At 62.8% G+C, this 11,599-nt stretch carries 10 protein-coding genes; 5 read left to right on the plus strand and 5 right to left on the minus strand.

Annotation, left to right across the window (positions count from 1 at the left end; genetic code table 11):
* Nucleotides 1–16: 16 nt before the first annotated feature.
* Genes mnmE through rpmH form a run of 5 tightly spaced genes read right to left on the minus strand, consistent with a single transcriptional unit; the run spans nucleotide 17 to nucleotide 3,049 of the window.
* A complete protein-coding gene (gene mnmE, locus C7438_RS07790; protein ID WP_211322148.1) occupies nucleotides 17–1,420 on the minus strand; it encodes a tRNA uridine-5-carboxymethylaminomethyl(34) synthesis GTPase MnmE in 1,404 nt (467 codons plus the stop codon).
* Nucleotides 1,417–2,232 (minus strand): YidC/Oxa1 family membrane protein insertase, encoded by an 816-nt coding sequence (locus tag C7438_RS07795; protein WP_121444803.1) that lies wholly within the window; start codon nucleotides 2,230–2,232, stop codon nucleotides 1,417–1,419. Before C7438_RS07795 ends, mnmE begins: the two co-directional genes overlap by 4 nt.
* A gap of 18 nt (nucleotides 2,233–2,250) precedes the next feature.
* On the minus strand, nucleotides 2,251–2,460 hold the full coding sequence (gene yidD / locus C7438_RS07800) for a membrane protein insertion efficiency factor YidD (RefSeq protein ID WP_121444804.1): 210 nt from the start codon (nucleotides 2,458–2,460) through the stop codon (nucleotides 2,251–2,253).
* A gap of 3 nt (nucleotides 2,461–2,463) precedes the next feature.
* Nucleotides 2,464–2,886: a ribonuclease P protein component gene (gene rnpA / locus C7438_RS07805; protein WP_170143643.1), complete on the minus strand. Its 423-nt coding sequence runs from the start codon at nucleotides 2,884–2,886 to the stop codon at nucleotides 2,464–2,466.
* Between the two features lie 13 nt (nucleotides 2,887–2,899).
* Nucleotides 2,900–3,049, minus strand: coding sequence for a 50S ribosomal protein L34 (gene rpmH / locus C7438_RS09170; RefSeq protein WP_170143644.1), 150 nt, complete (start codon nucleotides 3,047–3,049; stop codon nucleotides 2,900–2,902).
* Between the two features lie 280 nt (nucleotides 3,050–3,329).
* Here rpmH and dnaA point away from each other — a divergent pair, with 280 nt between their 5' ends.
* The 5 genes from dnaA to gyrA all read left to right on the plus strand — a co-directional run bounded on the left by dnaA (nucleotide 3,330) and on the right by gyrA (nucleotide 11,571).
* Nucleotides 3,330–4,688, plus strand: coding sequence for a chromosomal replication initiator protein DnaA (gene dnaA, locus C7438_RS07810; protein ID WP_121444840.1), 1,359 nt, complete (start codon nucleotides 3,330–3,332; stop codon nucleotides 4,686–4,688).
* A gap of 134 nt (nucleotides 4,689–4,822) precedes the next feature.
* Nucleotides 4,823–5,929: a DNA polymerase III subunit beta gene (gene dnaN / locus C7438_RS07815; protein ID WP_121444806.1), complete on the plus strand. Its 1,107-nt coding sequence runs from the start codon at nucleotides 4,823–4,825 to the stop codon at nucleotides 5,927–5,929.
* A gap of 24 nt (nucleotides 5,930–5,953) precedes the next feature.
* The gene (gene recF / locus C7438_RS07820) at nucleotides 5,954–7,063 is read left to right on the plus strand and encodes a DNA replication/repair protein RecF (protein ID WP_121444807.1); all 1,110 of its coding nucleotides are present in this window, start codon (nucleotides 5,954–5,956) and stop codon (nucleotides 7,061–7,063) included.
* A gap of 94 nt (nucleotides 7,064–7,157) precedes the next feature.
* A complete protein-coding gene (gene gyrB / locus C7438_RS07825) occupies nucleotides 7,158–9,068 on the plus strand; it encodes a DNA topoisomerase (ATP-hydrolyzing) subunit B (protein WP_121444808.1) in 1,911 nt (636 codons plus the stop codon).
* Nucleotides 9,069–9,117: 49 nt separating this feature from the next.
* Nucleotides 9,118–11,571, plus strand: coding sequence for a DNA gyrase subunit A (gene gyrA, locus C7438_RS07830; RefSeq protein WP_121444809.1), 2,454 nt, complete (start codon nucleotides 9,118–9,120; stop codon nucleotides 11,569–11,571).
* Nucleotides 11,572–11,599 lie beyond the last annotated feature (28 nt).

The following is an 11,599-nucleotide window of genomic DNA, read 5'->3' on the forward strand; positions in this document are numbered from 1 at the left end:
CGCTCACCCCCCACTTTCACTTTCCCACGCAAAATCGAGAGAAAATCTGGCGTACGAGGTCCTCGCCGACGTCGATCCCGAGGATCGCCCCGAGTCGCTCGGACGCCACGCGCAGGGGCAGGGCCACGAGGTCTAAGGTCGCCCCACTCCGCATCGACGCCTCCGCCTCGGCCAGCGCCGCCTCCGCCTCCTCCGCCAGACGGAGATGCCTCTCGTTCACGAGAAGAACTCCCTCCCAACCCCCGTCCCCGAGAACCGAAAGCCGAAGCCGATCTTCCAACTCCTCCAGTCCTTCCCCCGTGGCCGCCGACACAAAGACGATCGGCGAACTCGGCACAAGTTCGGCCAAACGCCGGTCTTCGAGTCGTCGGGGCAGGTCCGACTTGTTCACGACGACGATCGTCGGAACGGACAACGAGGCGACATACCGCGCGATCTCTTCATCCTCCTCGTCGAGAGGTGAGCTTCCGTCTACGACCAAGAGGACGAGATCCGCCTCGCGCAGCGCCTTCCGCGCGCGCGCGACACCGATGCTTTCCACCGGATCCTCCGTGGCGCGCAGCCCCGCAGTATCCAAAAGGCGAAAGCGGAAGCCCGCGAGCTCCAGCTCCCCCGTGACGACGTCGCGCGTCGTCCCCGGAACGGGTGTCACAATCGCCCGCTCTTCACGCAACAAGGCGTTGAGGAGGGAGGATTTTCCGACGTTGGGACGTCCCGTAAGCACGACCGCCGGTCCTTCGCGCACGAGACGGGCGAGAGCCTTTCCCCGAAGGAGGTCTCCGACACGCCGGCGGAGGACTTCCAAGCGCCGAAGAAATTCCTCTCGATCGATCTCCCCTTCGTCGTGCTCAGAAAAGTCGAGTTCGAGCTCTACCTGCGCCCTCAGGGCCTGCGCCTCTTCGAAAAGCCCGCGAACCACCTGCGATACGTCGCCCGCAAGCTGGCGCAACGCGAACCGGCGTGCGTGTTCCGTCCGCGCGCGGATGAGGTCGAGGACGGCCTCCGCCTGGGCGAGGTCCAGCCGACCGTTGAGGAAGGCGCGAAGCGTAAATTCCCCGGGCTCCGCAAGGCGCGCCCCGGCAGAGAGGACAGCCCGAAGTACGCTCCGGAGGACGAAAAAGCCGCCGTGGCCCTGAATCTCCACGACGTCTTCGCGGGTAAACGTGCGGGGCGCCCGCATCACGAGGACGAGGGCTTCGTCGAGCACTTCCTCCGTACGCGGGTCTACGACTCGCCCGTAGTGTACGGTATGGGAGGGGGCGTGGGCGAGGCGGACGCGGCCGCGAAAGACCTTGTCCGCGACGGCTACGGCCTCGGGCCCCGACAGGCGAACGATGCCGATGCCGCCCTCCCCCGGCGGGGTGGCGATGGCCGCGATCGTGTCGCCCCGTACCACCGCAGCTTCGGCGCTGTCCTTCACGCCTCCCGCTCCCCCCCCTCCTTCGGAGACCCCTTCTCCCGGCGGCGTCGGAGGAGGAGGAGTTCGTAGATGAGGTACGTCTGGAAGAGGGAGAAGAGGTTCGTCATCACCCAGTAGAGGGAAACGGCGCTCGGCAGACTCAAGGCGAAGAAGAAAATGAGCGCCGGAGAGAGGTAGAGCATCCCCCGCTGCATCGCGAGCTGTTCCTTCGGCAGCTTTACGGGGGAAACCTTTTGGGTGTAGCGAAATTGAACTTCGCTCATCACCAAGGTGACGAGGCCCGCAAGCACCGGCAGGATGTACAGAGGATCAGGCGTTCCGAGAGGAAACCAGAGAAAGCTCGCCCCGTGGATGTGCGGGCTTCTGCGAATTGCGTCGTAGAGGCCGATGATCACCGGAAACTGCAAGAGAAGCGGAAGGCAACCCGACGCCGGGTTGATGTCATGCTCGGCGTAAAACTTCACGAGTTCCTGGCGCAGCCGCTCCGGATCCTTGCGGTACTTTTCTTGGATCTTTTGGATTTCAGGTTGAAACTCCTGGATCCGCATCGAGTTCTGGTACTGCTTGGCGGCAAAGGGAAGAAGGAGGAGGCGCACGACGACCGTCACAGCGAGGATGGACAACCCGTACGAACCCCACAAAATCGAGGCAAACCAGTCGAGGAGGAGGTAGATCGGGTAGACAAAGAACGCGTCCAAAAACCCGTTGCGCGGATCGGGAGGGACGTTCACGGGGGCACCGCATCCGCCCAAGAACGCCACCCCAAAGAGCACGAGCGCCAGAAGCGCACGGCGTGTCGACGACCTCCGCATTGCGCTTTGTTCACTCCTCTACGGAACCGGATCGTACCCACCGGGGTGGAAGGGATGGCAACGCGCGACCCGCTTGGCCCCCAACACAAGCCCCTTGACGACCCCGTACTTTTCCACGGCCTGGACCGTGTACTCCGAGCACGTCGGATAAAAGCGGCACGAAGAAGGTTTCAGGGGGGACACGTACCTCTGGTAGGCGCGGAGTGTTCCCAAAACAATCCTCCTCACGCCTCATCCCTCCGATTCTTCGCCTTCCGCGCCACGCGTTTCCGGAGCGCCTTCCTCCCCTCCGGAAGGCAGAACACCCTCGTCCTCCCGCCAGAGGTTTGCCCGCTTGAGGAGGCGTACGAGCGATGCCTCGAGCTCGGAAAACTCTGCCCCGATTCCGCCGCGACGCACGAGGACGACGAGATTGTATCCCGGACGGATGTGGGGAAGTGCGCGCCGCAGGATTTCCCGCAACTTGCGCTTGTAGTGGTTGCGCAACACCGCATCCCCCAACCGCCGCCCCACGGAAACCCCAACGGCCCGTCCCCCGTCGTCTCGCCTCTCATAATAAACAACGAGGCGGGGATCGGCTACCGATTTCCCGCCCGTGATCACGCGCTCAAAATCTTCGTTCTTTCGCAGGCGATCCTTTCGGGAGAGGCCCACATCCCCCAACTCCTTAACGCCGCTCTGTAACGGCGAGGCGCTTCCGTCCCTTCCGGCGGCGCGCCTTGATGATCTTTTGCCCAGACTTCGTCCGCATCCGAACGAGGAAGCCCAGCGTCCGCTTCCGCCGCCGCTTGCTCGGGTTGTATGTCGGTTTCCCCATCGTGCGATCCCTCCCGTGAAATCGTACCCAATTATATGGCGCCCACCCGCCCCCGTCAAGAAATCCCGAACATAGGGTTTTCCACAGAGGAATCCGCAGTCCACCCACATGTCCACAGGATCCACATTTTTCGCCGCACGGCTTGTGGATTCTGTGGATTGGGCGCGGGGATCGTTGAACCGTTCTATCCTCCTTTGCTAAGATGGACTCACCCTCAACTGTGGACGAGCGGCGTCATCCACAAATCTATCCACAGGGTGTGGATATCATGTCGCACACAATGCACAACCTTCCCCGCTGGTCGGCGGGGGTATCTCCGGCCCAGGAACTCTGGGACCTCGTCCTCGGGCGGTTGCAGTCGCGGCTGCCGAAACCCAGCTTCGACACGTGGTTTCGCGATACGCGGGCCCTCCGCTTGTCGGAAAACACGCTCGTCGTCGAAGCACCGAATCCGTTCATCAAAGATTGGCTCGAAGAACACTACCAAACGGCCTTGGAAACCCTCCTGTCCGACATCGGAGGAAAACCCTTGCGCCTTCGCCTCGTGACCGAAGACGAACTCGAACCGCCGCCAAGCGCTCCACCCGGCAGCACGTTTGAAAGCTCTCCCCTCAACCCCAAGTACGTCTTCGAGACGTTCGTCGTGGGCAGCGGCAACCGCTTCGCCCACGCCGCTTGCCTGGCCGTTGCCGAACGTCCAGCTTCTTCGTACAACCCCTTATTCATCTACGGCGGAGTGGGGCTCGGGAAAACCCACCTCCTGCACGCCATCGGACACCACGTACGCCGCCACCACCCCCACATGCGCGTCTTGTACATCTCTACAGAAAAGTTCACGAACGAGTTCATCGCTGCCATCCGCGACAACCGCGCCGAACAATTTCGGCAAAAATATCGAACGATCGACGTCCTGCTCATCGACGACATTCAGTTTCTTGCGGGAAAGGAGCAGACGCAGGAAGAATTCTTCCACACGTTCAACACGTTGTACGAGGCGAGCAAGCAGATCGTAATCACGAGCGACCGGCCGCCCAAGGAAATCCCGACGCTCGAAGACCGCCTCCGTTCCCGCTTCGAGTGGGGCCTCATCACGGACATCCAACCGCCGGACTTAGAGACGCGAATCGCCATCCTTCACAAAAAGGTTCGTGCGGAACAACTCGAGATCTCCGACGAAGTGATCGCCTTCATCGCCCGGCAGGTGCAGACGAACATCCGCGAACTCGAGGGCGCGCTCACCCGTGTTCTCGCCTACGCGTCCCTGATCAACCGAGATATCACCGTAGACCTAGCGGAAGAGGCCCTGCGGGACCTCGTCCAGACAAACAAATTGCAAAAGCACCTCACCATCTTCGACATCCAAAAGGTCGTAAGCGACTACTTCGGGATCCGCCGCGAAGACCTCGTCGGAAAAAAACGCACCCGCAACCTCGTCCTCCCCCGGCAGATCGCCATGTACCTCGCACGCGAACTCACCGAACATTCGCTTCCCAAGATCGGCCAGGAATTCGGCGGTAAAGACCACACGACGGTGATCCACGCCCATGAAAAGATCCGTAGGGAAATCCAAAGGGACAAAAACCTCGCGCGCATCGTGAACGAACTCAGGGAGCGCCTCAAGGTATTCACAAGTGGATGACCGTGCCCAAAGAAATCCACAGGCCACTCCCTTGGGAATTCGTGGTCGGACACGTTGTCCACAGGTTCCACGGACTATGACGGGTACGACGTCTTTCTTTTTCACGAGAAGAAGAGAAAGGATGCGTATCCTCCATGCGGCTTCACGTCGAACGGGAAGTGCTCTTTCCCGCCGTGCAACGGGCGATCCGCGCTGTCGACGCGCGCGTCGCCTTGCCGATCCTTGCAGGACTTTATCTCGAAGTTGCGGACGACCGCCTCGTAGTTGCCGGCGCGAGCGGCGAGTTGTACGTACGCGCATGGGTCCCCGTGGACCTCGCCGCCGAAGAGGGACGCACGGTGGTCCCTGCGCGCTTTTTCTTTGACCTCCTCCGCCGCCTACCTTCGGGTCCTGTGGAAATCGCCCTCGAAGAGGAACGCGTACGCGTCCGACAGGGCGACGTGGAGTTTCGCATAAGCCCCATGGATCCCGAGGACTTCCCCCCCTTTCCCGAGGAAGTCGAGGCAGTGAGCCTTCCCCTCGCCGGCGAAAGGTTGGAGCGGGCCCTAAGGAGTGTGCTCTTTGCGGCCAGTTCGAGCGATACGCGTCCCATTCTCAAAGGCGTTCGCTGGCGTGCGGCCGACGGGGAACTCGTCTTCGTCGCCACGGACAGCCACCGGCTTGCCCGACGGGTGCTCCCCCTCGAAGTGCCTGTAGACGCTCCCGTCGAAGCGATTCCCCCTGCCTCCCGCCTGGAAGACATCCTCCCTCTCTTAGACGAAGCCGATCTCTGGCGGATCACCTTCGGGAAGAGCACCCTTGGCCTTCGGAGCGAGGGATTGGAGATCGCCATTCGCCTCCTCGAAGGGGTGTATCCGGAAACGGACAACCTCCTCACCTTGGAGGCCCAGACGACCTTCTTCGTGGCCGTAGAGCCGTTTCGCGAGGCGCTTGAACGCGCGGCCCTCGTGGTGCAGAAGAGCGCCCAGCCTACGGTTCGGCTCGATGCCGAAGGCGGAGCCCTCGTCCTGAGTGCCAACCACCCCGAGCTCGGAAGCTACCGGGAGATCCTTCCCGTAGAAGGGTTCGAAGGCGAAAAGCTGACCATCTGGTTCAACGTGCGCTACCTCCTCGAGGCGCTCAAGGGTTGGGAGGAAGAAAGGGCCGTCCTTCAATTCAACGGATCGTGGAAGCCGTTCCTCGTGCGTCCCGAGCTCGATCCCGGGTGGGTTCACCTCATCGTCCCCGTGAAGATCCCGTAACGCGGATTCGGGCAGGGGTGACGCGTGCGACTCGAATCGTTGGAAGTTCGCGGATTTCGCAACCTCGACCTCACCGCTGCGTTTGCGCCGCGGCTCAACGCGATCGTCGGGCCCAACGGCCAGGGGAAGACCAACCTCCTCGAAGCCATCGCCGTTCTCGCGTGGGGGACGTCCTTCCGCACGCACCGCCATCGGGAGTGGTTGCGTTGGGGCGTGCGGGAGGGGAGGATTTCTGGTGAGGTTGTACGTGACGGCCTCCGGACGACCTTAGAAGTGCGCTTTACCGTACGGGAAAAGGTCCTTCGGGCGGACGGAAACGCGATCCGCCGTCGGGTGGATTGGTTTCCGCATCTACGCGTCGTGCTCTTTCTCCCCGAAGACATCCACCTCGTGGACGGGGCCCCCGATCTGCGCCGGAGGTTTCTTGACCGGGCGTTGGGAAGTGCCGACGTGCGCTATTTGTACCTGCTCGGCCGATATAATACAATTTGGAAACAAAGATCCGTGCTGCGCCAGAGAATCGCCGCGGGGCAAGCCGATGTACAGGAGCTCGAACCGTGGGACGACCAACTTGCACGGGTAGGGGCGGAAATCGCCCTCCGGCGGAGGGAGTTCTTGCGAGAGCTCGAACCGAGCACGCGCCGCTTTTACCGTGAGCTTAGCGGTGAGGGGGAAGGCATTTTTTTTGCCTACGCCTCATTGGCCGAGCGTCACACCACGTGGGAGGAGCTGGTGGCGGTACTCGCCGAAGAGCTTCGGCGTCTCCGGCGGGAAAGTCCGCTGGCCCCCGTTCCGGGCCCGCACCGCGACGACGTAAAGTTCTACCTAGGCGGGCGGGAGGCGCGTCTGCACGCCTCGCAGGGACAAAAGCACAGTTACGCATTAGCCCTCGCCTTCGGCGTTGCCGAGTGGTTTGCCTCGCGCTTTGGAGAACCGCCGGTTCTCCTCCTCGACGACGTTGTCGGCCCGCTCGACGCCTCGCGCCGTGCGGCTCTCGCCGAGCTCCTCCGGCGTCGGGAGTGGCAGGTGTTCCTAACCGCAACCGAACTCGCGGCGGATTTCGGAACGTCAGACCGCCTATTTCGCATGTGGGCGGGGAAGCTCACCTCGGGAGAAGGCGGCCACGCAGGCTGATCGGAACTCTCAGCGCGTGTTGCTGGGAAACCGATCGGGACGGGGAGGTCGGCCGTCCCGTTTTTCGTGCATTTTGGCCAAAGGCGGTGAAGGGATGGACGAAGCGCGTCGGTACACCGTAGACGAGATCCAGGTCCTCGAAGGCATCGAAGCGGTCCGCCGTCGCCCGGGCATGTACATCGGATCTACGGACGAACGGGGACTCCACCACCTCCTTTGGGAGGTCGTGGACAACGCCATCGACGAAGCGATGAACGGGTACGCCGACCGCATCGAGGTCGTCCTCCATGCCGACGGATCCGTAAGCGTTCGGGACAACGGTCGGGGGATTCCCGTAGACATTCACCCTCAGACCAAGACGAGCGGCGTGGAGACGGTGCTCACGCGTCTGCACGCCGGAGGGAAATTCGGCAAAGGAGGGTATCGGGCGGCGGGCGGCCTTCACGGCGTGGGGATTTCCGTCGTAAACGCGCTTTCGGAGACGCTCGAGGTAGAGGTGCGGCAGAAGGGGCGGCGGTACTTTCAACGCTACCACCGCGGCGTTCCCGAGGCGCCGCTCGCGGACGTAGGTCCGTCGGAGGGAGAGACGGGGACGTGGGTGCGGATCGTCCCCGATCCCGAGATCTTTCGGGAGACGACGCAGTTTCGTCTCTCGACGATCGCCGCACGCCTGCGCGAACTCGCGTACCTCAACCCGGGCGTAACGATACGCCTGGTCGACGAGTCTACCGGTGAAGAGCACGAGTTTCGCGAGGACGGCGGAATTCGCGCGTACGTAGAAGAACTCGCCCGAGGAAAGTCCCCCTTACACCCCCCAATCGCTTTTGCCGTTCAGGAAGGAGAAACCCGGGTCGAGGTAGCCCTCGTCTTTACGGAGGCCCAGTCGGAAGAAATCCTCTCCTTCGTGAACAACATCCCCACGCGCGAGGGGGGCACGCACGAGAGCGGCTTCAAGGCTGCGCTCACGCGCATCGTGAACGACTACGCCCGCAAGGCAGGGCTCATCAAAGAAGGCGATGCGAACCTCACGGGCGAAGACGTGCGGGAGGGGCTCGTAGCCGTCTTGAGCCTTCGCCTCCTCGAGCCTCAGTTCGAAGGCCAGACGAAGACCAAGTTGTCCAATTCTGAGGTGAAGCCTCTCGTCGAGCAGCTCGTGGCTACGGAGTTTGCGCGGTTTCTCGAGGAGAACCCTTCGGTTGCGCGAGTGATCGTCGAACGGGCGATTCTCGCCGCCCGCGCGCGGGAAGCCGCCCGTAGGGCGCGCGAACTTACGCGGCGCAAGGGAGCCCTCGACTCCGCCTCCCTTCCGGGGAAGCTCGCCGACTGCACGAGTCGGGATCCGCGGGAAAGCGAGCTCTTCATCGTCGAGGGCGACTCCGCGGGCGGTTCGGCAAAGGACGGTCGCGACCGCCACTTCCAGGCGATCCTCCCCCTTCGCGGGAAGATCTTGAACGTGGAGAAGGCCCGGCTCGACAAGATCTTTCAAAATGAAGAAATCCGCAACCTCGTCACCGCCATAGGGACGGGCGTCGGCGAGGAGTTCGACCTTTCTCGCCTTCGCTACCACAAGATCATCCTCATGACCGACGCCGACGTGGACGGGGCGCACATCCGGACGCTTCTTCTTACGTTTTTCTACCGCTACATGCGTCCGCTCATTGAAGGCGGGTACGTGTACATCGCTCAGCCCCCGCTTTACAAAGCCACAAAAGGGAAGCGCTCGCGCTATCTCTACTCGGATGCCGAACTCGAGGAACTCAAGCGCGAGTGGGCCGACGTTCGGGGGGAGCTCGTCGTCCAGAGGTACAAGGGGTTGGGGGAGATGAACCCTGATCAACTTTGGGAGACGACGATGAACCCGGAAAACCGCCGCCTCTACCGGGTGACGATCCAGGATGCAGAGGAGGCGGAACGGATCCTCCAAACCCTCATGGGCGAGGACGTGGAACCGAGGCGGGAGTTTCTTCGCGCCTACGCGCACGCCGTGCGCAATCTCGACATTTGAGAATTGCGGAGCCGTGTTTGGGATCCCCGCGATCTAAGGAGGGGTAGACGTGGCTTTGCATTCCCGCATCGAGCCGGTGGACATCGCCCACGAGATGCGGCAGTCCTTTCTCGACTATGCGATGAGCGTCATCGTGAGTCGCGCCCTTCCCGACGTTCGGGACGGGCTAAAGCCCGTGCAGAGGCGGATTCTGTACGACATGCTCGAGGAGGGTCTCACTCCCGACAAACCGTACCGGAAGTCCGCGACGATCGTGGGTACCGTGTTGGCGCGGTACCACCCGCACGGGGATGCGGCCGTATACGAGACGCTCGTACGCATGGCGCAACCCTTTTCCTACCGCTACCCCCTCGTAGACGGCCAGGGAAACTTCGGTTCCGTGGACGGGGATTCGGCGGCGGCGATGCGGTATACGGAGGCGCGCCTCTCCCCCCTCGCTCTCGAGCTCTTGCGCGACATCCACAAAGACACGGTGGACTTTCGCGACAACTTCGACGCCTCGCGCAAGGAGCCCGTCGTCCTCCCCGCCCGGTTTCCCAACCTGATCGTGAACGGGTCGCAGGGAATCGCCGTCGGGATGGCCACGAACATCCCGCCGCACAACCTGGGAGAAGCCATAGACGCCGTACTCCTCCTCATGGAGCGGCCCGATGCTTCTCTCGCGGAGATCCTCGAGCGCCTCCCGGGTCCGGACTTTCCCACGGGCGGTGTGATCCTCGGGCGTGAGGGAATTCGGAAGGCCTACGAGACGGGGCGCGGGACGATCCGCATCCGTGCACAGGCGGAGATCGAAGGGCTCTCCGGCGGGCGGTCGCGCATCGTCTTTACGGAAATTCCTTACCAGGTGAACAAGGCGAAGGTGGTAGAACGGATCGCCGAACTCGTCCGCGACAAGGTTCTCGACGGCGTGACGGACGTCCGCGACGAGTCGAGCAAGGGGAAAATCCGCGTCGTCGTGGAGGTCCGAAAAGGTGCCGATCCGCGGGTAATCCTCAACCAGATCTACCGCCACACGGCCTTTCAAACTTCTTTCGGGATCATCTTTCTCGCCCTTGTCGACGGACGACCGGAAATCTTGGGGATCCGCGAACTCCTCCTTCACTACATCGCCCACCAGCGTGAGGTCGTACGTCGGCGAACGGCGCACGACCTCGAGAAGGCGGAAGCGCGCCTTCACATCGTGGAAGGGCTCATGCGCGCCGTCGACCTCGTCGACGTCCTCGTGCACCGGTACGGTCCGATTCGCAGTGCCCGTGACCGTAAGGAGGCTCGGGCGAACCTCTGTGCGCCTACCTTCGTCCTTGAAGGTAGGACGTACGAGATGGGCTTCACGGAGGCCCAAGCCGACGCCATCTTGGACATGCGCTTGGAGCAGCTTACTGGACTTTCCATCGAAAAGTTGGCAGACGAAGAAAGCTCGCTGCGCCGCACGATTTCCGACCTCCGGGCGATCCTCGAATCGCCGGCGCGTCTCGACGAAGTGGTGCGCAAAGAGCTCCTCGACGTGCGGGAGAAATTCGCCGACGAGAGGCGTACGCGGATTCTCGACGAAGACGGTTCGTTTGAGGCTACGGACCTCATTGCCGACGAACCCTTCGTCGTCACGCTCAGCGAAGGGGGGTATCTGCGGCGCACGGATCCGAGCACGTACCGCGCTCAGCGGCGCGGGGGCAAGGGAGTGCTCGGCGTTCGCGTTCGGGAAGACGTGATCGTGCACGTCGTCCACGCGAACGCGCACGACACGCTTCTCTTCTTCACGAACCGCGGCCGCGTGTATCCCCTCCTCGTACACGAGATTCCCGAACAAGGACGGACGACGCGCGGTTCGCACCTCGCCAACTTCCTTCCCCTTGCGCCGGAGGAGCGTGTGACAGCTCTCCTCCCCTACCGCGCTTCCGAACCTGGGGACCTCGTCTTCGCTACCCGGTTGGGGTTCGTAAAGCGCACGCCGGCGGAGGAATTTCGTTCTCTGCGGCGAAGCGGCCTCGTCGCCCTCTCCCTCGAACGGGGTGACGAGCTCGTGGGGGTACGGAAGCTCGGGACGGGGCAAGAAGACGTCCTCCTCGTCACGCAGGGAGGCATGGCCATCCGTTTCCCCGTGCGGGATGTCCGGGAGATGGGGAGGCAGGCGCGCGGGGTTCGCGGCATTCGCCTCAAGGCGGGGGATTTTGTAGTTGCTCTGGAGAACGTCCGCGATGGAGATGAGCTCCTCTTCGCCACAGAACTGGGGTACGGGAAGCGTACGCCTGCGGCGGAGTTCCGCCTTCAAAGTCGCGGTGGCCAGGGGATTCGCGCCGTTTCGCGGCAGGCGGGCTCGCTCGTCGCCGCGGTCGTGGTACGGGAAAACGATGACCTCCTCCTCGTCACCCGGCAGGGACAGGTGATCCGCATGCCCGTGCGCGAGGTTCCCGTGCTCGGTCGGACGGCTCGAGGCGTTCGCCTCGTGCGTTTGGAAGAGGGGGACGCGCTTCAGACTTTGGCCCGCATTCCCGCAGAGGACTGACGCAAGGCGGTGTTTTCCACACACACGA

Origin of the sequence: Brockia lithotrophica (assembly GCF_003633725.1) — a bacterium.
GTDB lineage: Bacteria > Bacillota > Bacilli > Thermicanales > DSM-22653 > Brockia > Brockia lithotrophica.